This is a genomic window from Streptomyces sp. URMC 126 (assembly GCF_051386555.1).
GTDB lineage: Bacteria > Actinomycetota > Actinomycetes > Streptomycetales > Streptomycetaceae > Streptomyces.
This window is the reverse complement of the sequence record NZ_JBPQTX010000019.1, coordinates 1-21,655: the sequence shown is the minus strand read 5'-3', so window position 1 is coordinate 21,655 and position 21,655 is coordinate 1. Positions and strand designations below refer to the sequence as shown.

Genomic DNA, 21,655 nt, shown 5'->3' with positions numbered 1-21,655 from the left:
CCCGGGGACGGCGCGGCGGGCGGTGCCGGAGGACGGGCGGGGAGCGGCGGGCCGGGCGGCGTCAGAAGACCACCAGGGAGCGGCCGCCGCGCCCGGCGAGCATGGACGCGAACGCGTCGGGGATGTCCGCGAGCCCGATCCGCCGGGTGATCAGGGCCGACAGGTCGAAGCGGCCCTCGCGGACGTGCCCGGCGAGGACGGGGAGGTCGCGGGCGGGGTCGGTGTTGCCGTAGACGCAGCCGGCGAGGGTCCGGCCGGAGTGGAAGAGCTCCAGGGCGGAGAAGGCGACGTGCCGGTCCCGGCCGCCGACGCCCACGACGGTGGTGCGCCCGCCGCGCCGGGTGGCCGTCCAGGCGGCGCGGATGGTCTCCGGCCGGCCCACGCACTCCACGGCCACGTCCGCGCCGTGGCCGCCGGTCAGTTCGCGGATCCGCGCGACCGCGCCGTCCCCGGCGGGCACGAAGTCGGTGGCGCCGCAGGCGCGGGCCAGTTCCTCCTTGTCCGGGGAGACGTCCACCGCGATCACCCGCCCCGCCCCCGCGAGGCGCGCCGAGCCCACGGTGGCGAGCCCGACCCCGCCGACGCCGACGACCACCACCGACTCGCCCGCCCGCACCCGGGCGCTGTGGTGCACCGCGCCGTAGCCGGTGAGCACGGCGCAGCCGAGCAGCGCCGCCTCGGGCAGCGGTACGCCCGGGGGCAGCGGCAGCACGGCGGCGGCCCGGACGACCGTCTCCTCGGCGAACACGGCGGTGCCCAGGCCCGGGTGGAGCGGTGTGCCGTCGCCGCCCAGGGTGGCGTAGGGCTCGGGCGTGGTGGTGAGGGACTCGGCGCACAGCCACGGCTCGCCGATCCCGCAGAAGTGGCAACTCCGGCAGGCGGGCGCCCAGTTGAGCACCACCTCGTCCCCAGGCGCCACATGGGTCACCCCCTCCCCGACGGCGGTGACCGTCCCCGACCCCTCGTGCCCGAGCACGGCGGGGACGGGCTGCCGCAGCGTCCCGTCGGCGAGGGAGAGGTCGGAGTGGCACACGCCCGCCGCGGCGATCCGCACCCTGACCTGCCCGGGGCCGGGGTCCGGCAGGTCGATCTCGGTGACGCGGAGCGGGGCTCCTACGGCGGTCAGGACGGCGGCGCGGGTCACGGCGGGTCACCTCTCGGTCGGGCCCGGCCGGCGCGCCGGGCGCGCCGGGCGCCCGGCGGCGGGCCGGCGGGTCGTGCGCGGACGGAACGTGCCCCGGACCGAGCTCACCGGCCCCGGGACACCCCCGGTGAACCGTGGCTCAGCCTAGGCCCCCCGTCCCCCGCCGTCACGACCGCCGGACGACCGCCGCCACGGCCTCCGTCCCGGCCGCCGGACGGCCGCGCGGCGCCTCCGCCCGGCGGCGGGCCCGGCCGGCGGCCGCGTACCAGGAGGCGGCCAGGGCGGCGGCGAGGCAGAGCTCGACGAGGTCGCCGCCGTAGTACATCAGCAGCGCGCCCGACCGCAGATCGTCCGGTGCGACGTGGGTGCCGGGCGGGGGCCGGTCGTAGAGGAGCTTGGCGAGGACGCCGTGGACGGCGCCCGCGCCCGCCAGAGCGAGGCAGCGCCAGCCCGGCCCCCAGCGGCGGTGCAATGCGGTGAGCGGACCGGCGGCGAAGGCGAACAGCAGACCGGCCGCCACCACGTGGACGGTCACCACGGCGTGCGCGAGGAGCCGGTGGTGGCTCTCGGCGAAGAGCGGCGTGCGGTACAGCAGCCAGAGCCCGCCGACGTCCAGCAGGGCGGCGAGCGGCGGGAACGTCAGACAGGCGGCGGTCCGCGACCGGGCGAGGGCGGGGAGCGCCCGCCGGGCGCGGCCGGGCGGCAGGACGCGCAGGGCCAGGGTGAGGGGGTGGCCGAGCACCAGGAGCAGCGGGGCGGCCATGGCGGCGACGAGGTGGTGGCCCATGTGGGAGGTGAACGGCCCGCCCGGGGGCGGCACGGCCATGGCGCCGGCCAGGGCCGCCGCGCCGGTGCCGAACGCCAGGTCGCGGCGGACGGGCCAGGCGTCGCCCCGGCGGCGCAGCCGGGCCGCCGCGATCAGGTAGCCGGCCCCGGCGGCGAGCGCGAGGAGCGCGAGGACCCGTTCGACCGGCCCGGAGGCCCCGGGCATGGAGTGCGCGGCACCGGTCACCGGTCCCCCCGGCCCCCGGCCCGGACGGCGAGCAGGGCGCCGGCGGCCAGCAGAAGCAGCCCGGCGCCGTTCCACGCCCAGTCGTAGGCGGTGACGTCGACGCCGTACCGGATCTGGTGGACCCGCAGCACCTTGTGGTCGACGGTGCCGTCCCACAGCTGGAAGGCGCCCGCGCCCAGCAGGCAGCCGGCCCGGGCGTGGGCCGCCGCCAGGGCGCGGCGGCGGCCGAGGTCGGCGAGGAGAAAGCAGGCGGCGACCAGCGCGAGGAGTTCGCCGGTGTGCAGCAGCCCGTCGGAGACCAGCCCCAGGCCGCGGGTGGAGCGGTCGAAGAAGTGGTGCCAGTGCAGGATCTGGTGGAAGACGATCTCGTCCACGGCCGCCATGACCCCGACGCCCAGCAGGGCGCCGACGGCCGTCGACCGGCGGGCCAGGGGCCGTGGGCCGGGCGGGGGGACGGCGTGCCGGTCCGGGTGCGTCATGCTGTGCCGGCCTCCTTCGGTGGGTGGACCCCGGTCGGGTACCCCGTCGCGGGCGGTACGTGCCCGGGACGCGGAGCCGGGTGCACCGGGGGATGCCGGGGAGGCGGCCGGGTACCCGTGGGGGCATGAGGACACGCGTGGTGTGGGAGGGCCTGCTCGCCGGGGCCGCCGGGGTGGCGGTCATGACCCTGGCGGAGAAGGCCGAGCAGCGGTGCATCGGCCGCCCGGACTCGGAGGTGCCCGGACGGGTGCTGCTCCGGCTGACCGGACGGGACGGGACCTCCGCCGCCGCGAACCGGCTGATGCACTACGGCCAGGGCGTCGCGCTGGGCGTACTGCGCTCCGCGATGGCCCACGCCGGGCTGCGCGGCCCGCTGTCCTCGGCGCAGTTCGGCGTCGTCCGGCTCACCAACGACCAGCTCCTGGAGAACGCCACCGGCGTCGGCGCGCCCCCCGCCACCTGGCCGCGCCGCGAACTGGCCGTCGACCTGCTGCACAAGGCGGTGTACGCGCTGGCCGCCGGGGCCGTCGCGGACGCCCTGGCCGCCCGTACGGGCCCGGGCCCCGGACAGCGCCACGCGGCCCGGCGCCCGGGGCGCCGCCCCGACGTCGGACCGCCGCCCCGTGCGGCGTGAGCCCGCCGGGCCGGGCGGCGGCGCACGCTCCGCCCGGCTGCGCTTCGACGGCTGGATCGCGGGGACCGGTACGGCCTCGGGGACCCGGCTCGTCCTCGGGCACTGGCCCCGCTCGCCGTTCGGCCCGTTCAGCGACGTGATGGTGGAGCACGCGGACGGGACGCGCCGGCTGCTTGCCCCCACCGGGGAGGTGGCGGAGTTCGTGGCGGCGACCTACGCCTTCGACCGGGTGGACGTCCGGCCCGTGGCGGTGGTGCGGACGGACACCCGGTGGACGGTGACCGCGGGCCCGCTGAGCTGGCGCTTCACCACCGGCCCCCGGAGCCCGCTGGGCCGGCTCCTGCACGCCGTGCCCACCACCGCCGCCACCCACCCGCTGTGGATCCGCTCCGCCGACGTGCCCGCCCGGCTGCTGGGCCTGCGGACGTACGGCGTGTCCCGGTCCGGGCGCCGGTCGTTCTACGGCCCCCGCGACCTGTGGCCGGTCACGGGCGGCGACGTGCGGTGGGACGGCGCCGGCCTGGGGCCGCCCGCCCGGGTGACGCCGCCCGTCCGGTTCGGGCCCGTCTCCGTGCCCCGGCGGCCCGCGCTGGTCCGCGTCACCACGCTCGTGGAACCGGCGGGGGACGAGGACCCGGCGGCCGTGGCCGCCCGGTCCCGGGACCGGCCCTGAAACCGGGGCCGACCGCGCGGCGGCGGGAACCGCCGCACAGCCCGGGCCCGGAGGAACCGGCGAATCGACGGAGGACCAGGACCATGGTGTCGCCCACCCCCGAGGAACGCGTCACCCGCCCGTGCCTGACGGCCGGCTGGGTGTGCCAGACGTTCCTGCACTGGCGCTACGAGCCGCGCGTGGTGCAGGCCCTGCTCCCCCCGGGCGTCGTCGTCGACACCTTCGACGGCGCCGCCTGGGTCGGGCTCACGCCGTTCGTCATGGCGTCGGTACGGCAGCTGGGCCTGCCCCGCCCCCGGTGGACCTTCCCCGAGACCAACCTGCGCACCTACGTCCGCCTCGGCGGCAGGCCGGGGCTGTGGTTCCTGTCCCTGGAGGTGACGGCCCCTCCGCTGCTGGCCGCCCGGGGGCTCGGCATCCCCTACCACCTGGCGCGGCTGCGGCGACGGTCCGACGGGCCGGTGGTGCGGTACGCCGGGGAGCGGTACGGCGGCGGCCCCTCCTACCGGCTGGCCGTGCGCCCCGGCGACCCGCTCGCGGCCGGCCCGCTGGACACCTGGCTGACGGCCCGCTGGCGGGCGTACAGCCGCGGCTCCGGCGTCCTGTGGGAGACGCCCGTCGAGCACGAGCCGTGGCGGCTGCGCGCCGCCCGGGTGGAGGAGGTCCGGCAGACGCTGACCGCGTCGGCCGGGCTGCCGCCGCCGGAGGAGCCGCCGCTGGCGCACTTCTCCCCCGGCGTACGGGACGTGCGGCTGGCCTTCCCCCGGCCGGTGTCCGGCCGCCGCCGCGCGGCGGGGTGAACGGGGGCCGTGGCGAGGGGCCCGCGGTGTCAGGTCCCGCGTCCGGCCGCGGCCAGGACGTAGGCGCCGCACATGGCGGCCGGAAGGGCGAGCAGGGTGACGCAGACCAGCCGGCGGCGCAGCAGCGCGTACCGCCGGGCGTACTCGGCCCGCAGGCCCAGGGCCCGGTCGCGGAGGCGTTCGAGGGCCCGGCGGTGCCGGTCCAGGCGGTCCCGTGTGTAGAGGTCGACGAGTTCGGCGCGCTGGGGTCCGTCGAGCCAGGGCAGGCGGTCGGCGAAGGCCTCCGCCGCCCGGCGGGCGGCGTCCGCCTCGGCCTTCAGCAGCAGGTAGCCCTCCAGCCGGTTGATCCCCGCCGCGACGTCCGCGTCACCGGGCGGCCGGAACGCCGCCCGGCTTCCGCCGCCGGGCCCGTTTCCCGCCCGCATCAGCGCGTTCCCGCCGAGTCGGACTCGACGACGTCGCGCCGTCCGACGTTCTCCTCCTGGTCGCGCCGGGCGATGTCCGGGTGGTGGAGGTCGAAGGCGGGCGATTCGGAGCGGACGCGGGGCAGGGTGCAGAAGTTGTGGCGCGGCGGCGGGCAGGAGGTGGCCCACTCCAGCGAACGGCCGTACCCCCAGGGGTCGTCGACCTTGACGGGCTTGCCGTACTTGGCGGTCTTCCAGACGTTGTAGAGGAACGGCAGGGTGGACAGGCCCAGCAGGAACGAGCCGATCGTGGAGACCGTGTTGAGCCAGGTGAACCCGTCGGCGGCGAGGTAGTCGGCGTAGCGGCGGGGCATGCCCTCGGCGCCGAGCCAGTGCTGCACCAGGAACGTGGTGTGGAAGCCGGCGAACAGCGTCCAGAAGTGGATCTTCCCCAGCCGCTCGTCGAGCATCTTGCCGGTGAACTTCGGCCACCAGAAGTGGAATCCGGCGAACATGGCGAAGACGACGGTGCCGAACACCACGTAGTGGAAGTGGGCGACGACGAAGTAGGAGTCGGTGACGTGGAAGTCCATCGGCGGCGAGGCGAGGATGACGCCGGTCAGGCCGCCGAAGAGGAAGGTGACCAGGAAGCCGGTCACCCAGAGCATCGGCGTCTCGAAGGAGAGCGAGCCCCGCCACATGGTGCCGATCCAGTTGAAGAACTTCACGCCGGTCGGGATGGCGATCAGGAACGACATGAAGGAGAAGAACGGCAGCAGCACCGCGCCGGTGGGGAACATGTGGTGCGCCCAGACGGTGACGGACAGTCCGGTGATGGAGATCGTCGCGCCGATCAGGCCCGCGTAGCCGAAGATCGGCTTGCGGGCGAAGACCGGGATGATCTCGGTGACGACCCCGAAGAACGGCAGGGCGATGATGTAGACCTCGGGGTGGCCGAAGAACCAGAAGAGGTGCTGCCAGAGGATGGCCCCGCCGTTGGCCGCGTCGAAGATGTGCGCGCCGAACTTGCGGTCCGCCTCCAGGGCCAGCAGGGCCGCGGCCAGCACCGGGAAGGCGAGCAGCACCAGCACGCTGGTGAGCAGGACGTTCCAGGTGAAGATCGGCAGCCGGAACATGGTCATGCCCGGGGCCCGCATGCAGATGACGGTGGTGATGAAGTTGACCGAGCCGAGGATCGTGCCGAAGCCGGAGAAGACCAGGCCCATGATCCACATGTCGGCGCCGACCTGCGGGGAGTGCGCGCCGTCCGAGAGCGGGGTGTAGGCGAACCAGCCGAAGTCGGCGGCACCTTGCGGCGTGAGGAAGCCGGCGACGGCGAGCAGCGACCCGAAGAGGTACAGCCAGTAGGCGAACATGTTCAGCCGGGGGAACGCCACGTCCGGCGCGCCGATCTGCAGCGGCATGATGGCGTTGGCGAACCCGGCGAACAGCGGGGTCGCGAACATCAGCAGCATGATCGCGCCGTGCATGGTGAACGCCTGGTTGAACTGCTCGGTCGACAGGATCTGCAGGCCCGGCCGTGCCAGCTCCGCCCGCATCAGCAGGGCCAGCAGCCCGCCGAAGGCGAAGAAGCAGAACGAGGTCACCAGGTACAGCGAACCGATCTTCTTGTGGTCCGTCGTGGAGAGCCAGTCCACCACCACCGCGCCCACGCCCCGCGAGGGGGCGCGTTCCGGAGCCTCGGGCTCCATCGTCAGGTTCGCCATGTCCGTCCTTCCGCGTGTCTCCGGAGGCGGATGGCTCCGACGCCCCCACCGGCCGGCGGGCCGCCCGGGTCGGCGGCGCCTTCACCGTGATAGGGGTACGGGCCCTCGGGGGTGCCGCATTGCTCCGGGTGTGGGCGCGGCCGGGCCACCGGGACGACGGGGGGCCGGAACGGCCGGGGGACGGACGCCGGACGCCGTGTGCGCGCGGCGGAACGGGCGGCGCCCGCCGGGCACCGCCCGCCCCTCACCCCGGGGACGTCAGCCGTCCTTGCCCATGGCCTTGCGCACGGCGTCACGCGTGCGGTCGACCAGGGCCGCCAGCGGGCCGAGGGTCATGTTCTTCGCCGCGCCCTCCACGCCCGGGTGCGGCCGGGTGGGCGCCATGGCCTCGGCGGCCTTGACGCTGCGGGCCATCGCGGCGAGCTTGCCGGGGTCGTCCAGCCGGCGCAGCTGCGCGAACTCGTACCGCTCCTCGGCCCGGGCGTGCTCCGTCACCGCCGACCGCAGGGCGAGCAGGCCGGGCAGGAACTCCGGGTCGTCCGGGTCCATGCCGTCCAGCCGCTTCAGCGCCTCCTTGGCCTCCCGCTCCTCCGCCAGCCGGTCCTCGGCGATGTCCTTCCCGCCGTCCACGGAGCGCCGGACGAAGGGGTGGACGACCTCCTCCTCGGCGGTCTCGTGCACGGCCAGCAGCCGCACCAGCCGGCGGAAGGCGTCCCGCCGCTCGTCGCCCTCGGTCCGCTCCACCTCGTCGAAGAGGTCGCGGATCCAGCCGTGCTGGGCCGTCAGCAGGCCCACGACGTCCGTGTCCGGATCCGGCGCGCCCTCCATGAGGCGCCCTGTGCTCTGTTCGGTCATGGCTTCCTCGCTCCTCGTCGGCCGGCCGCCGGTACCGCTCCGCCGGCGGTCACCGCTCGCGCAGGGAGGGAACGGGGTGCTCCCCCTCCGTCTCCAGCCGGTACTCGCGGCCGAACTGTTCGCGGTGCATGGCCAGCACCCGGTCGCTCGGGGTCGTCTCGCCGTCGTTGAGCGCCTGCTGCATCCGCTCGAAGCGCTCGTGCGCCTCCCGGACGTAGCCGGCGCCGAGGGTGGTGAGGTCGAGCTCGTCGGCGATGAGCTGCCGCAGGTAGCCCTTGTTGGGCTCGAAGGTGAGCACGTTGGGCAGCTCGGGCGCGAGGATCTCCTGCGGCTCGCGGCCGTCGTGCTCGCGCATCAGCTCGCAGGCGATCCGCAGGTGCTCCAGCTCCATGTTGAGGTGCAGCTCCCAGATGGCCTTCACCTTGGGGTCGCTCTCCTGCTCCATGAAGGAGTGGTAGAGGTAGCACTCGTTGTACTCGTGGTTGACGAGCTGCTCCCACCAGGTCTCCCCCGGGTCCACGAGGGACTCGTAGTGGGTGACGTGCTCCTCCTCGATCAGCCCGATCTCCTGGTAGAGCTGCCGGGCGATCGGCTCCATGTAGGTGGGGCCGGTGTTCATGTAGAAGTTCATGGTCTGCTGCTCGGCCGACATGATCGTCAGCGCGTGCAGCTTCGACAGCGGGTTCACCGTCGTCTTGTCGTAGGGGTCGCGGACGTTGTCCAGCGGGTCCCGGTGGTGCAGCGGGGTGGGCCGGCCCGGCATCACCTCGGTGAGGCCGTCGACGATCGACTCGGCCTTGCGGTGCTCGATCATCTCGTACAGGTTGGCGTACCGGTACAGGTGGTCGAAGTCCTCCAGGACGCCGAAGCGGTACGCCTGCGCGAGGTACGGGTCGGGCTCCGCCCGCGCGACCCAGGCGGTGAGGTCGACGGCCACCTGCTCGTAGGCGATCGTCGTCTCCAGCACCGACGAGACGCCGGGCAGCAGCCAGTTGACGGCCTTCTGCTGCTGCGCCTCCATGTAGCGCACCTGGGCGAGGCGGCGTTTGACGGCCGGGTCGGGGCAGTGCCGGGCCATCTGGTGGCTGAACAGGATCGCCTCCACCTCGATCCCGTTCATGGTGATGATCCGGCACCGCGTGTACGGGTCGCAGTGGTCCGGGTCGATGGGCTCCACGTCGAGCTCGCGCCAGGTGCGTAGCTGGCGGTCGAGGGGGATGCCGCGTTGCTCCAGGGGGTTGAAGGTCATCACTGCTCCGTTCGGGGGGTGGAGCGGAAGTGCGGGCCCGTCACGGGTACCCCGCCTTCCGCTCTTCTCACTCCCGGACGGCCGCCGTGCCCCGGCCGTACCTGTTCGGCCCAGCGGGCGGGGTGCGCCCGGCCCGGCCGCCTCCGCTCAGAGCTGGAGCGACTTGGTCTGCAGGTACTCCACGAGCCCGTGGACGCCGAGCTCGCGGCCGACGCCGGAGCGCTTCCAGCCGCCGAAGGGCGCCAGGATGTTGAAGTCGCCGCCGTTGACGTCGACCCGGCCGCACTCCATCCGGCGGGCGAAGGCCACGGCCTCGTCCCGGTCGGCCGCCCAGACGGCGCCGGAGAGGCCGTAGTCGCTGTCGTTGGCGAACCGCAGCGCCTCGTCGGTGTCCCGGTAGCGCAGGAAGGACAGGACCGGGCCGAAGATCTCCTCGCGGGCCACGGTCATCTCGGGGGTGACGTCGGCGAGGACGGTCGGGCGCACGTAGTAGCCCTTGTCCGGGCCCTCCGGCGGCTCGGCGCCGCCGGCGGCGACGCGGGCGCCCTCCTCGGCGCCCTTGCGGAGCAGGTCCCGCACCCGGTCCCGCTGCCGGGCGCTGACGACCGGGCCGAGGCGGACGTCGGGGTCGGTGGGGTCGCCGGGGACGTACTCGGCGACGGCCTCGACGGCGAGGGCCACGGCCTCGTCGTAGTGGTCGGTGTGCACCAGGGTGCGGGTGAGGGCGTTGCAGGACTGGCCGGCGTTGCGCATGACATCGGCGACGTTGGCGCGGACGGCCTTGGCGAGGTCGGCGCCGGGGAGGATGACGTTGGCCGACTTGCCGCCGAGCTCAAGGGCGACGCGCTTGACGGCGCCGCCCGCGATGGCGCCGATCCGGCGGCCGACGGCGGTGGAGCCGGTGAAGGAGACCAGGTCGACGTCCGGGTGTTCGGCCAGCGGCTGCCCGGCCTCCGGCCCGTACCCGGTGACCAGGTTGAACACTCCGGCGGGCAGCTCTGCGGCGGCCACGCACTCGGCGAAGAGGCGGGCGGTGAGCGGGGTGTACTCGGCCGGCTTGAGGACGACCGCGCAGCCGGCGGCGAGGGCCGGGGCGACCTTGCAGACGATCTGGTGGAGCGGGTAGTTCCAGGGCGTGATCGCGCCGACGACGCCGGCCGGCTCGTGGAGGACCGTGGAGGAGCCGATCCGCTCCTCGAACGCGAAGCTCCCGGCGAGCTCGGCGTAGGAGCGGGTGACGGCGACCGGCAGGCCGGCGTGGACGCGCCGGGCGAAGCCGATGGTCGAGCCGAGCTCGGTGGTGACGGTGGCGGCGATCTCCTCCTGCCGGGCGGCGAGGGCGTCGGCCAGGGCGGTGAGGCAGGCGCCGCGCCGGGCGGGCGGGGTCGCGGCCCAGCCGGGCAGGGCGGCGCGGGCGGCCCGGACGGCGTCGTCGACGTCCTCCGCCGTACCGGCCGGGACGGTCGCGACGACCTCCTCGGTCGCCGGGTTCACCACCTCGATCCGGCCGGTCCCCCGGGCGGGCCGCCAGGCTCCGTCGACGAACATCCCGTCATACGCGGTCACAGGGCGTCTCCTCGCGTTCGCGGTGGGCGTGGGTGCCGTGGCGCCGGGGCGCGGCGTGCCGGTGCACCCCCCGCCCAGGGCCCGCACCCAACCTAACCGGCCGTCCCGTCCGCACCAAGGGCCGGTCCGGCCCGCGGGAAGGGCCGCGCCCCCGCCGTCCGGAACACGGCGCTCAAGGTCCATTGACGCGCCCACCCCCCGAATCCTACGGTCATACAGAGGATTCCTCCGGCAGTGGGAGCACACGATGACCGGCACGGACAGAGAGCGGGCGCGGAAGACGGCCGAAGGGCTGTCGTACGTCTCCGGGTTCGGCAACGAGCACAGCGGCGAGGCCGTCCCCGGCGCGCTGCCGCACGGGCGCAACTCGCCCCAGCGGGCGCCCCTCGGGCTCTACGCGGAGCAGCTGAGCGGCACCGCGTTCACCGAGCCCCGGCACCGCAACCGCCGCTCCTGGCTGTACCGGATCCGCCCGTCGGCCGCCCACCCCCCGTTCACCCGGATCGACAACGGCGGCCTGCGCGGCGCCCCCTTCACCGAGACCGTCCCGGACCCCAACCGGCTGCGCTGGGACCCGCTGCCGGAGCCGCCCGAGGGCACCGACTTCCTCGCCGGCCTGTGGACACTGGGCGGCAACGGCGACGCGGCCCAGCGCACCGGCATGGCCGTCCACCTCTACGCCGCCAACGCCTCGATGACGGACCGGGTGTTCGGCGACGCCGACGGCGAGCTGCTGATCGTCCCCGAGCGCGGCGGGCTGCTGCTGCGCACCGAGTTCGGCCTGCTGCGCGCCGAGCCGGGCCATGTGGCGCTGATCCCGCGCGGGGTGCGGTTCCGGGTGGAGCTGCTGGACGAGAGCGCGCGCGGGTACGTCTGCGAGAACTACGGGCAGCCGTTCACCCTGCCCGACCTCGGCCCGATCGGCGCCAACGGCCTCGCCAACGCACGGGACTTCCTCGCCCCGGTGGCCGCCTACGAGGACACCGAGGGGCCGGTCCGGGTGGTGAACAAGTACTGCGGCAACCTCTGGGAGGCGGTGTACGACCACTCGCCGCTGGACGTCGTCGCCTGGCACGGCAACCTCGTCCCGTACGTCTACGACCTCCGCCGGTTCAACGTCATCGGGACGATCAGCTACGACCACCCCGACCCGTCGATCTTCACCGTGCTCACCTCGCCGTCGGACACCCCGGGGCTGGCGGGCGTGGACTTCGTGGTGTTCGCGCCGCGCTGGCTGGTCGGCGAGGACACCTTCCGGCCGCCGTACTTCCACCGCAATGTGATGAGCGAGTACATGGGCCTGATCGAGGGCGCCTACGACGCGAAGACGGCCGGGAAGGGCGGTTTCGTCCCGGGCGGCGGCTCGCTGCACAACATGATGTCGGCGCACGGACCGGACCGGGAGACCTTCGACAGGGCGAGCGCCGCGGAGCTCAAGCCGCACAAGGTGGACGACGGGCTGGCCTTCATGTTCGAGACGCGGTGGCCGGTCACGCTCACCGCCCAGGCGGCGGAGGCGGACCACCTTCAGCCGGGGTACGACGACGTGTGGCAGGGTCTGGAGCGGCACTACCGCCCCTGAGGCCCCCTGAGCCTCCCCGAACCGCCCTGGACCACCGCAGAGCCGGAGCCTTCGTGACCACCTTCGCCCCCGACTCCCTGGCGCTCAACCGCAAACTGCCGCTGTGGTACCAGGTGTCGCAGTCGTTGCGCGCGTCCATACTCGGGCGCCGCCCCGACGATCCGCTGCGCCTGCCCACCGAGGACGCGCTCGCCGCGCACTACGGGGTGAGCGTGCTGACGATGCGGCAGGCGCTGAAGGAGCTGGAGGAGGAGGGGCTGATCAGCCGGCACCGGCGGCGCGGGACCTTCATCGAGCCGAGCGCCCGCCGGGGCTCCCCCGTGCGGCTGCTCGGCTCGGTGGACGCGATCGTGGCCCAGCAGTCCGGCGAACGGACCACCGTACTCTGCCACGGCCCGGCGCCGGTCCCCGCCGAGCTGGCCGAGTACCTCCCGGGGCTCGCGGAGGCGGTCGCGTTCCGGCGGCTGCGCCGGGACGGGGAGACGGACGAGCCGGTGAACTGGGCCGAGAACTGGGTGCGCCCCGAACTGGCCGCCCGGATCGACCTGGACGACCTCACGCGCTGGCCCATGACGAAGGTGCTGCGGGACGCCCTGGGGGTGCGCATCAGCCGGATCACGGACACGGTGGAGGCGCGGCTGGCCGACCCGGAGACCGCGCGGCTGCTCCAGGTGCCGCTGCTCAGTCCGATCCTGCACTACACGGGGGTCACCTACGACGGGAGCGGCCGGGTCGTGGACGTGGCGCGGATCCACTACCGCGGCGACCGCTTCTCCTTCACGGTGAGCGTCGAGGCGCACTGAGCGCGGAAGTGCAGGGGGTGCGCTGGGGGGCGCGCCGAGGGGCGTGCCGAGGGTGCGCCGAACACCGCCCGGGCGCCGGGAGCGCGCCGGATGTCAGGGGCGCGCCGGTTGTCGGGGTACGGCGGGCGTCGAGGCGTGCGTCGGCCGGACGCGGCCGGGACGGATCGCGGGAACGCCGAGGGGAGCCGGGGCCGGACGGGCCCGGAGACACCGGTGCCCGGGGCCGGGAAGGCCGGGCACGCCGATGGGCACCGGGGAACGCTGGGGAACCGGGGAGCCGGGAAACGCCGGGGCGCCGAGCGCCGGGACCGTCAGGGGCGGCTGCCGAACAGCGACCGGCGGAGCCGGCGCAGGGGCGCGAAGAGGGAGACACGCTCCGTCCGGCCGGTACCGGCCGCCCGCGCGTGGTCGCGCGAGGTCAGCTCGCGCATCAGCAGGGTCGCGCCCTCCGTCTCGCGCTGCGGCACGGCGGGGCCGGCGAGCACCGCGAGATGGCGTTCGAGGCGGGCGCCGGTGGCGCCGCTCCCGCACTCGATGGCAGGCACACGCGGCCTGCTGCGCATTGTTATCTGGTCCATGAGACTCCCCACCCGTACGAGGCACCCGGCCAAGGCAGGGTAACCCTATCGCCCCATCGCGTCACCCGCGCATCCGCGAACGGATTCACCACCCCGTCAAGGGGGTTGACGACACTGGCCTGAACCTGTCGCTCAGTGCCGGCCGGGAGACGTGGCGGACGGGTCGCGGAACGGGCGGAAGTCACCCTCCGTCGCGGCGTGTTCACGCGTTCCGGAGGGGGCTCGCCGGCCGGGCCGCGCCGGCCTCCGCGACGGCGGTCGCGGGGGCCGGCGCGGTCACGGGTCAGGCCGCCGAGGAGAAGACCGGCAGGTAGCCGCCGGACTGCCCGCCGGCCGTCGGGTGGTAGGACTCGTCGACCGGCAGGGTCACACTGTGCAGCCAGGGGCTTCCGGAGCACAGCTCGTGGCCGGCGAAGGTGGTGTTGACGTCGCCGAAGGCGAAGCCGTGGTCGGCGGCCCGCTTCGCGGTGACCGAGTCGAGCAGGTCGGCGGCGTTGTTGATGGCCTTCCGCTTGGCCTCGCTCAGCCCGGCGCAGACCCCGCCCAGCTTGTAGAAGCGGGGATAACCGAGGACGACGACGCGGGCCTTGGGCGCGCGGGTGCTGATGGCGGAGTAGACGGTGTCGAGCTTGGCGGGCAGTTGGTCGCGGATGAAGGCGCTCGCCGTGGCGATCCGGTTCAGGCAGACACTGTCGCTGTTGAGGACGCAGGTGGACATGGCGTCCGCGAAGCCGGCGTCGTTGCCGCCGATGCTGATGCTGACCAGGCCCGTCGTGGGGGTGAGGGGGGTCAGCTGCTTGGTGAGGACGTCTCCTGTGCGGGCGCCCGAGCAGGCGGTGAAGGCGAAGGACGCGGGTCTGTTGGCCGCCGCCCACAGGGCCGGGTAGGCCCTGTCGCTGCGTTTGCAGTCACCACTGGAGGACTGGTAGGCGCCGGCGCCGACGCCGGACGAGTACGAATCGCCCAGGGCGACATAGGAGGGGGCGGCGGAGGCGGCGGGGGACGCCTCCGCCGCGGCCTGGGCGGCACCGGGGCCGCCGAGGGCGAGGGTCAGGGCGAGGGCCACGGCCGATGCGGCACCCGTGATGCGGTGTTTCATGGAACCTCCCTAGCAGGGTTCGCTGCCACCCCTGTGGTAGCAGCGGCACCGAGCTGCCGGAAGTGTCCATGACAAAACTTGCGGGGCACCCTTACCGCGGTGACCTTTCGGTGAAGGATGGTGGACGTCACGGACGTGCCGGACCGCTCCCGCCCGCCCGCCGGCACCCGCGAGCGGTCAACGGACCGACCCGTCGATCACCCGAACAGCAGTCACTCGTACGCGCGTTGACGACGACGTGGATTCACCGGACGGTCACCGGGAGGCATGGCTCCGCTTGTGCCCGGGACCCGCGTCCAGAAGCCTGTTCGCCCGTCCTTCACGTCTTGACTGCCTTCGCCCGTTGCGCGACATTGAAGCCCGGCATCCGGCGCTTCGGGGGGCTAAGTCGCCAATGCAGAGCTTCAGCGATCCCATCGGTCTCGATGACAGCGGTCTCCGTACCACAGACCAGGAAACGCCCGGTGATCCGTCCGGCTCGGGACCGCCGGGCCGCCCGGGGAGGGGCGGCCCCTTCTCCCGTCCGGCCGCGGACTCCCTGCCCGTCGTGGCCGGGGCCGCCGCCGCGATGGCGGGGGCGGGCGCGGCACTGGCGCTGCTGGACATCGGCTCGCCGCTGCGGGCGCCCTTCACCCTCTTCTTCCTGATCGTGGCGCCCGCCTGCGGCGTGGCCGCCGCGCTGCGCGGGCTCGACCCGCTCAGCCGGGCCGTGGTCGCGGCCGGCGGGGCGGTCGCGGTCGACCTGCTGACCGCCCAGGCCATGCTGGCGCTGCACACCTGGACGGTGCGCGGCGGGGTGGTGGCGGTCGGGGCGGTCAGCCTGCTCCTCTTCCTGCTGGCGCACGCCTGGCGCCACCGGGGGCGCGGCACGAGCGACCGGACGACCTGAGGTGGAGGTCAGTGTCCACCGCCCGGGGGAACTCACCGCGGCCGACCGGGCGGCGTGGTCGGCCATGCAGGCGCGGGCGGTGGAGGACGGTTCGCCGCAGCTCGGAAACCCGTTCCTGGCACCGGAGTTCGCCCTGGCGGTGGGCCGCTGCCGGCGCGGCGTCCGGATCGCGGTGGTCCGGGAGGAGGGCGCCCCGGCCGCCTTCTTCCCGTTCCAGCGGACGGCGTTGGGGATCGGGCGGGCGATCGGGCTCGGCGTCTCGGACGCCCAGGGGCTGGTGCACCGGCCGGGTTTCCAGTGGGACGCGAAGGAGCTGCTGGCGGCCTGCGGGCTGTCGCTGTGGGAGTTCGACCACCTGGTGGAGGGGCAGAAGCCCTTCGAGGAGGGGGCGGCCGGCGCCTTCCCCTCCCCCGTCATCGACGTCGAGCAGGGCTTCGACTCCTATCTGGCGGCGCTCCGCAAGCAGTCGCCCAAGTTCACCCGCACCACGCTGGCCAAGGAGCGCCGGCTCGGCCGGGACGCCGGCGGGGTGCGGTACGTGCACGACGAGCGCGACCCGGACGTACTGCGCACGCTGATCGGCTGGAAGTCGGCGCAGTACCGAAGAACGGGGCGCAGCGACCGCTTCGCGCGCCCCTGGATCTCCCGGTTGGTCGAGCAGCTCTTCCACACCCGCTCGGAGGCGTGCGGCGGCCTGCTGTCCGTGCTCTACGCGGGCGGCCGGCCGGTCGCGGCGCACTTCGGGCTGCGGTCGCGGACGGTGCTGGCGTGCTGGTTCCCGGCGTACGACCCGGGGTTCGCGAAGTACTCGCCGGGGCTGGTGCTGCATGTGCGGATGGCGGAGGGGGCCGCCGCCGACGGGCTGGCCTATCTGGACCTCGGGCGGGGCGCCAAGACGTACAAGGACTCCCTCAAGACACGCGAACTCAGCGTCTCCGAAGGGTGGGTGATGCGTCGTCATCCGGTCGCGCTGGGGCACAAGGCCCGGCGTGCGCCGGTGCGCGCGCTGCGCAACACCATCGTCACGCGCCCCCGGCTCTTCGATCCGGCCGACCGGCTGCTCAAGCAGGTGGGACGCTTGCGGCGGAGCGTCTGAGCCGCGGCGGACGTCATGCGCCGGTGCGCTCCGGGTGTGCGTTCGCACACCCGACGGTGCGTCAGGAACAAAGGACACCAAAGGAGGAGGCTCCAACGCACCTCTTGCCATTCAGTCTCAAGCTTCAATACCGTCGTACATCTACCCGCATCGGTCCACCAGTTCTCGCGGCTCCGGGGAGGGGCTCCAGTCGCCGCGGTGGTACCGGGGCGGGGCGCGGCAGGGGGTGCCGCGCTCGGCCGGGGAGATCCGGGCCGAGTCGCGTGCCGCGCGGCCTGTGCCATTCGCCAACTCACCCGGTACGCGCGGCGGTTGCCCGCCGCACCGGACGGGGTGAGACCCCCTTTTCGAACCGGACACACCATGGGACCGCTCGGGGGCGGGCGGTCCTCCGGACGAGAGGGAAACACAGACTCATGAGTTCGTTCCTGCGCCCGGCGGCCGGTCAGGACCACGACCGGGCCCCCGGGGCCGACACCGGCGGCGAGACCGCCCGGCCCGAGGAACCACCCGCCCAGTACCGCCCGGTGTCGCCGCAGTTCGCGATAGCACCGCCGGTCAGCGTGGTGATCCCCGCGATGAACGAGGCGGAGAACCTGCCGTACGTTTTCAAGACCCTGCCGTCCTGGATCCACGAGGTGGTCCTGGTCGACGGGAACTCCACCGACGACACCGTCAAGGTCGCCCGGGAGCTCTGGCCGGGCGTCAAGGTGGTGGAACAGCAGGGCAAGGGCAAGGGCGACGCCCTGATCACCGGGTTCGCCGCCTGCTCGGGTGAGATCATCGTGATGGTGGACGCGGACGGCTCGGCCGACGGCAACGAGATCGTCAGCTATGTCTCGGCCCTGGTGGGCGGCGCGGACTTCGCCAAGGGGTCCCGCTTCGCCAACGGGGGCGGTACGGACGACATGACGCCCATCCGCAAGCTGGGCAACCGCGTCCTGTGCTCGATCGTCAACCACAAGTTCGGCGCCCGCTACACGGATCTGTGCTACGGGTACAACGCCTTCTGGAAGCGCGTCCTGGACGACATCAACCTGGACTGCGCCGGCTTCGAGGTGGAGACCCTGATGAACATCAGAGTCGTCAAGGCCGGCCTGCGGGTCCAGGAGATCCCCAGCCACGAGTTCGTCCGCATCCACGGCGCCAGCAACCTGCGGGCCGTGCGCGACGGGCTGCGGGTCCTCAAGGTCATCCTGCACGAGCGCGGCTCCCGGCGGCGCAAGCGGCCGGCGCACCGGCCGCTGGCCATCGCGCCGGCCGCGAGCCGCGGGGAGGTGTCTTGAGCACAGCGCCGGCGGAGCGGACCACGACGCCGGACGTCTCGGTGGTCGTCTGCGTCTACACCGAGGACCGCTGGGGCGACATCCTCGCCGCGGTGGCCTCGGTGGCCGCGCAGTCCTACCCGGCGCGCGAGACCCTGCTCGTCGTGGACCACAACCCGGTGCTGCTGCGCCGGCTGGCCAAGGTCTACGGCGACGACGGGCTGGGCGCGCCGGGCGGTTCCGCGGGCCGCGTCCGGGTGCTGGCCAACGCCGGCCCGCGCGGCCTGTCCGCCGGCCGCAACACCGGCGTCGCGGCCGCGTCCGGGGAGGTGGTCGCCTTCCTGGACGACGACGCGGTGGCCGAGCGCGACTGGCTGCTGCACTTCGCCCGGGCGTACGCCGACCCGCGCGTGCTGGCGGTCGGGGGGCGCACGCAGCCGGTGTGGGCCTCGCGGGCCCGGCCCGCGTGGTTCCCGGAGGAGATGGACTGGGCGGTGGGCTGTACGTACCGCGGCCTGCCGCCCGGCCGGGTCCGGGTGCGCAACGTCCTCGGCGGCAACGCCTCGTTCCGCAGGTCGGCGCTGACGGCCGTCGGCGGGTTCGCCTCCGGCATCGGCCGGGACGGCCACCGGCTGCCGCTGGGCTGCGAGGAGACGGAGCTGTGCATCCGGCTGTCCCGGGCGGTGCCCGGGGCGGTGCTGCTGATCGACGACCGGGCGGTGATCCACCACCGGGTCCCGGCCGAGCGGGAACGGTTCGGCTACCTCCGTACCCGGGCGTACGCCGAGGGCCTGTCCAAGGCGCTGGTGGCGCACAGCGTCGGCGCCCGCGACGGGCTCGCGTCCGAGCGCCGCTACACGACCCGGGTGCTCCCGGCGGGCGTGGCGCGCGGGCTGCGCGACGCCCTGCTCGGGCGGCCGGGCGGCGCCGGGCGGGCCGCGGCGATCGTCACCGGGCTGGCCGCCGCGACGGCCGGTTACGCGGTCGGCCGCCTCCGGGCGCGCCGGGGCGGCGGCGCGTTCTCGGTGGCCGCGGTGGAAGGGGCCGCGGTGGACGCGGACGCCGTGGACGGGGACGCCGTGGACGGGGACGCGGCGAAGGGGGCCACGGCGGCCGGGGGGCCGCCGGGCGCGTCGTCCCGGCCGGGCGGCGGCGGGGAGGAGTCCGGGTGACGAGACCGGCCGAGGTGCCCATCCTCATGTATCACGCGGTGGCGCACTCCCCCGCGCGGGCGACGCACGCGCTGTCCGTCACGCCGGAGGCGTTCGCCGAGCAGATGCGGCTGCTGGACGCGTCCGGCTTCGTCCCGCTGACGGCCCGGGAGCTGGCCGGCGCCTGGCGGGACGGCCGCCCGCTGCCGCCGAAGCCGGTGCTCGTCACGTTCGACGACGGCTACGAGGGCGTGCACCGGCACGCCCTCCCCGTCCTCCGCGAACTCGGCTTCCGCTCCACGGTGTTCGTCTCCACGGGATGGCTGCGCGGACAGCACGACACCGGGGGCGCCCTCGACCTCATGCTCACCTGGGACCAGCTGCGTGAACTGGCCCGGGCCGGCGCCGAGGTGGGCGGACACAGCCACACCCACCCACAGCTCGATCAACTGCCCGATGAGGGGCTGGCGTTCGAGATCGGGCGGTGCCGGGAGATCCTCACCGGGGAACTGGGCCGGCCGCCGGTTTCGTTCGCGTACCCCTACGGGTACTCCAGCCGCCGGGTACGGGAGGCGGTGCGCTCGGCCGGCTTCGGGATCTCCCTGGCGGTGGGCAACGGCCTGGCCGCCCGCCGGCAGGGGCCGTACGCGGTGCGCCGGGTGACCGTGCGCCGGACGACGGGGATCGCCGACTTCGAACGCGTGGTGCACGGCCGGGCGGTCGCCCGGCTGTTCGCCGTCGACCGCGCCCTGACCAAGGGGTACGCCGTCGTCCGCAGGGGCCGGCAGGCGACGAGCAGAGGCCGGCAGGCGATGAGAAGGGCAAGAGAGGCGCGTGGCTGACACGTCCACCCAGGACCCGTCCGCGCAGGACGTGTCCGCACGGACCGAGGAGCGGGCGGTGGCACCGGCGGGCCGCGGGTTCCGGCTGCCGGGACGGGGCGGGAGCGGGAACGGGAGCGGCGGGCACGACGGAGGGGGCCGCGGAGGCGGCCGTCGCGGCGGGGGCGGCGGCAGTCCGCTGTTCCGCAACGCGTTCGCCCTGATGCTCAACACCGGCATCAGCGCCGTCCTCGGCGTCGGCTTCTGGCTGGTAGCGGCCCGCTACTACAGCGAGGACTCGGTCGGCCGGGGCTCGGCGGCCATCGCCGCCATGAAGCTGCTCGCGGGGCTCACCGCGGTGACCCTGACCGGCGCGCTGGCCCGTTTCATACCGGTCGCGGGCCGGACGACGGGCCGGCTGGTGGTCCGCACCTACGCGGCCAGTTCCGTGGTCGTCGCCGTGGCCGCCGGGTTCTTCCTGCTCACCCTCGACCTCTGGGGCCCGTCCTACCACGCGCTGCACGGGGTGCGGCACGGCCTGGTGTTCGTCGTCGCCGTGGTCGCCTGGTCGCTGCTGACCCTCCAGGACGGGGTGCTGACCGGGCTGCGCCAGGCGGTGTGGGTGCCGGTGGGGAACACCGCGTTCTCGGCCGCCAAGCTCGCCCTGCTGATCGCCCTGGCGTCGGTGCTGCCGGGGGCCGGGGTGTTCGCCTCGTGGGTGGTGTCGATCTCCGTCTCGGTGCTGCCGCTGGGCTGGCTGGTGTTCCGCCGGCTGGTCCCCGAGCACGTCCGGACGACCGCCGCGACCGCGCGGCCGGCGTCCGCCCGCGAGATCGGCCGGTTCCTGGCCGGCGACTACACCGGGTCGCTGTTCTCGCTGGCCGTCGTCTACCTGGTGCCGGTGCTCGTCGCCTCGCAGATCAGCTCCGCCGAGAACGCGTACTTCTACATCGCGTCCACCATAGGCGGCACGGTCAACCTGCTCGCCATCAACATGGGCGCCTCGCTGACCGTCGAGGGGTCGCACGACCCGGAGCGGCTGGCGGAGAACTGCCGGGCCGCCCTGCGCCGGATGGCGAAGATCATGCTTCCGGTGTGCGGGCTGCTGTTCGTCCTGGCGCCCTGGATCCTGGGGGTCTTCGGCCCGGCCTATACGGAGGCGACGCCGCTGCTCCGCTGGTTCGCGGTGGGCGCGGTGCTGCGGGTGGTCATGGAGACGTACTTCGCCGTACTGCGGGCGCAGAGCCGGACGGCGGGGCTGGCGTGGCTTCAGGGGCTGCTGTGTGCCCTGGTGCTGGGGCTGACGCTGCTGCTCCTGCCCCGGATGGGGCTGACGGGAGCGGGGGTGGCGGAGATCTCCAGTCTGCTGGTGATCTCCTCGGTGGCGGCGGTGAAGCTGTGGGGCGTGCTCCACGCCCCGGCCCGGCCCCGGACGGTGGCACCGGAGCGCGCCGCCGAGGCCGCCCCGGACGGCGACCTCGCGGACCTCGCCGCCCGCCGCCGGCGCGCCCGGGGCCTGGAGGGCGGCTACGGCACGCGCTGGGCGCTGCGCGCCGCCTTGGACGCCGACACGCTCCCGCTGGGCGTACGGCTGGACTTCGACCACCTCGAACGCCGGCCGGACGTCCGCCTGACCCCGGCCGCGGAGGCGCTGGCGCTCCGCGCGGAGGGCGCGGGCCGGGGCGCGTTCCCGCTCCCGCCGGACGGGACGCGCCGCGCGACGACACCGGGCGACGTCCCGCCACGGGCCGGAGGCGCGCACGCGCCGGGCGGGGACGACCGGACGGCGGGCGGGGACGGCCGGACGGCAGGCGGTCGCGATCGGGC

21 protein-coding genes are annotated in these 21,655 nt (G+C 74.6%); 11 read left to right on the top strand and 10 right to left on the bottom strand.

Annotated features, from left to right (window positions below; genetic code table 11):
• Positions 1 to 61: 61 nt before the first annotated feature.
• The 3 genes from ACSNOK_RS04335 to ACSNOK_RS04325 all read right to left on the bottom strand — a co-directional run bounded on the left by ACSNOK_RS04335 (position 62) and on the right by ACSNOK_RS04325 (position 2,635).
• Positions 62 to 1,144 (bottom strand): zinc-binding dehydrogenase, encoded by a 1,083-nt coding sequence (locus ACSNOK_RS04335; RefSeq protein ID WP_436779204.1) that lies wholly within the window; start codon positions 1,142 to 1,144, stop codon positions 62 to 64.
• A gap of 166 nt (positions 1,145 to 1,310) precedes the next feature.
• Positions 1,311 to 2,156, bottom strand: coding sequence for a cytochrome c oxidase assembly protein (locus ACSNOK_RS04330; RefSeq protein ID WP_436779203.1), 846 nt, complete (start codon positions 2,154 to 2,156; stop codon positions 1,311 to 1,313).
• A complete protein-coding gene (locus ACSNOK_RS04325) occupies positions 2,153 to 2,635 on the bottom strand; it encodes a DUF2243 domain-containing protein (protein ID WP_436779202.1) in 483 nt (160 codons plus the stop codon). Before ACSNOK_RS04325 ends, ACSNOK_RS04330 begins: the two co-directional genes overlap by 4 nt.
• A gap of 125 nt (positions 2,636 to 2,760) precedes the next feature.
• On the opposite strand from ACSNOK_RS04325, the gene ACSNOK_RS04320 reads away from it, so the two are divergent.
• The 3 genes from ACSNOK_RS04320 to ACSNOK_RS04310 all read left to right on the top strand — a co-directional run bounded on the left by ACSNOK_RS04320 (position 2,761) and on the right by ACSNOK_RS04310 (position 4,743).
• The gene (locus tag ACSNOK_RS04320; protein WP_436779201.1) at positions 2,761 to 3,270 is read left to right on the top strand and encodes a hypothetical protein; all 510 of its coding nucleotides are present in this window, start codon (positions 2,761 to 2,763) and stop codon (positions 3,268 to 3,270) included.
• A complete protein-coding gene (locus tag ACSNOK_RS04315; protein ID WP_436779200.1) occupies positions 3,260 to 3,943 on the top strand; it encodes a hypothetical protein in 684 nt (227 codons plus the stop codon). Before ACSNOK_RS04320 ends, ACSNOK_RS04315 begins: the two co-directional genes overlap by 11 nt.
• 83 nt (positions 3,944 to 4,026) lie before the next feature.
• The gene (locus tag ACSNOK_RS04310) at positions 4,027 to 4,743 is read left to right on the top strand and encodes a YqjF family protein (RefSeq protein ID WP_436779199.1); all 717 of its coding nucleotides are present in this window, start codon (positions 4,027 to 4,029) and stop codon (positions 4,741 to 4,743) included.
• A gap of 29 nt (positions 4,744 to 4,772) precedes the next feature.
• On the opposite strand, the gene ACSNOK_RS04305 is transcribed toward ACSNOK_RS04310, so the two are convergent.
• The 5 genes from ACSNOK_RS04305 to ACSNOK_RS04285 all read right to left on the bottom strand — a co-directional run bounded on the left by ACSNOK_RS04305 (position 4,773) and on the right by ACSNOK_RS04285 (position 10,544).
• Positions 4,773 to 5,168, bottom strand: coding sequence for a hypothetical protein (locus ACSNOK_RS04305; RefSeq protein ID WP_436779198.1), 396 nt, complete (start codon positions 5,166 to 5,168; stop codon positions 4,773 to 4,775).
• The gene (ctaD, locus tag ACSNOK_RS04300) at positions 5,168 to 6,874 is read right to left on the bottom strand and encodes an aa3-type cytochrome oxidase subunit I (protein WP_436779197.1); all 1,707 of its coding nucleotides are present in this window, start codon (positions 6,872 to 6,874) and stop codon (positions 5,168 to 5,170) included. Before ctaD ends, ACSNOK_RS04305 begins: the two co-directional genes overlap by 1 nt.
• 258 nt (positions 6,875 to 7,132) lie before the next feature.
• Positions 7,133 to 7,729, bottom strand: coding sequence for a hemerythrin domain-containing protein (locus tag ACSNOK_RS04295; RefSeq protein WP_436779196.1), 597 nt, complete (start codon positions 7,727 to 7,729; stop codon positions 7,133 to 7,135).
• Between the two features lie 49 nt (positions 7,730 to 7,778).
• On the bottom strand, positions 7,779 to 8,978 hold the full coding sequence (locus ACSNOK_RS04290; protein ID WP_436779195.1) for a hypothetical protein: 1,200 nt from the start codon (positions 8,976 to 8,978) through the stop codon (positions 7,779 to 7,781).
• A 147-nt stretch (positions 8,979 to 9,125) separates the two neighbouring features.
• Complete coding sequence (locus ACSNOK_RS04285) at positions 9,126 to 10,544, bottom strand: aldehyde dehydrogenase family protein (RefSeq protein ID WP_436779194.1); 1,419 nt, start codon at positions 10,542 to 10,544, stop codon at positions 9,126 to 9,128.
• Positions 10,545 to 10,791: 247 nt separating this feature from the next.
• On the opposite strand from ACSNOK_RS04285, the gene hmgA reads away from it, so the two are divergent.
• Together hmgA and ACSNOK_RS04275 are read left to right on the top strand one after the other, a co-directional pair.
• Positions 10,792 to 12,126, top strand: a complete 1,335-nt coding sequence (hmgA, locus tag ACSNOK_RS04280) for a homogentisate 1,2-dioxygenase (RefSeq protein ID WP_436779193.1) — start codon at positions 10,792 to 10,794, stop codon at positions 12,124 to 12,126.
• Between the two features lie 53 nt (positions 12,127 to 12,179).
• The gene (locus tag ACSNOK_RS04275) at positions 12,180 to 12,929 is read left to right on the top strand and encodes a GntR family transcriptional regulator (protein WP_436779192.1); all 750 of its coding nucleotides are present in this window, start codon (positions 12,180 to 12,182) and stop codon (positions 12,927 to 12,929) included.
• 311 nt (positions 12,930 to 13,240) lie between these two features.
• On the opposite strand, the gene ACSNOK_RS04270 is transcribed toward ACSNOK_RS04275, so the two are convergent.
• Together ACSNOK_RS04270 and ACSNOK_RS04265 are read right to left on the bottom strand one after the other, a co-directional pair.
• Positions 13,241 to 13,507, bottom strand: coding sequence for a hypothetical protein (locus ACSNOK_RS04270; RefSeq protein WP_436779191.1), 267 nt, complete (start codon positions 13,505 to 13,507; stop codon positions 13,241 to 13,243).
• A gap of 283 nt (positions 13,508 to 13,790) precedes the next feature.
• Positions 13,791 to 14,606, bottom strand: coding sequence for an SGNH/GDSL hydrolase family protein (locus tag ACSNOK_RS04265; RefSeq protein ID WP_436779190.1), 816 nt, complete (start codon positions 14,604 to 14,606; stop codon positions 13,791 to 13,793).
• Positions 14,607 to 15,153: 547 nt separating this feature from the next.
• On the opposite strand from ACSNOK_RS04265, the gene ACSNOK_RS04260 reads away from it, so the two are divergent.
• From ACSNOK_RS04260 to ACSNOK_RS04235, 6 genes are all read left to right on the top strand, one after another.
• Positions 15,154 to 15,495: a hypothetical protein gene (locus ACSNOK_RS04260; protein WP_436779189.1), complete on the top strand. Its 342-nt coding sequence runs from the start codon at positions 15,154 to 15,156 to the stop codon at positions 15,493 to 15,495.
• 1 nt (position 15,496) lies between these two features.
• Positions 15,497 to 16,591, top strand: coding sequence for a GNAT family N-acetyltransferase (locus ACSNOK_RS04255; RefSeq protein ID WP_436779188.1), 1,095 nt, complete (start codon positions 15,497 to 15,499; stop codon positions 16,589 to 16,591).
• Between the two features lie 416 nt (positions 16,592 to 17,007).
• Complete coding sequence (locus tag ACSNOK_RS04250; protein WP_436779187.1) at positions 17,008 to 17,877, top strand: glycosyltransferase family 2 protein; 870 nt, start codon at positions 17,008 to 17,010, stop codon at positions 17,875 to 17,877.
• The gene (locus ACSNOK_RS04245) at positions 17,874 to 19,028 is read left to right on the top strand and encodes a glycosyltransferase (protein ID WP_436779186.1); all 1,155 of its coding nucleotides are present in this window, start codon (positions 17,874 to 17,876) and stop codon (positions 19,026 to 19,028) included. Before ACSNOK_RS04250 ends, ACSNOK_RS04245 begins: the two co-directional genes overlap by 4 nt.
• Positions 19,029 to 19,054: 26 nt before the next feature.
• On the top strand, positions 19,055 to 19,849 hold the full coding sequence (locus ACSNOK_RS04240) for a polysaccharide deacetylase family protein (RefSeq protein WP_436779222.1): 795 nt from the start codon (positions 19,055 to 19,057) through the stop codon (positions 19,847 to 19,849).
• Positions 19,842 to 21,655, top strand: a 1,814-nt coding sequence (locus ACSNOK_RS04235) for a lipopolysaccharide biosynthesis protein (protein WP_436779185.1), incomplete at its 3' end; no start/stop codon positions are given. The genes ACSNOK_RS04240 and ACSNOK_RS04235, both read left to right, overlap by 8 nt.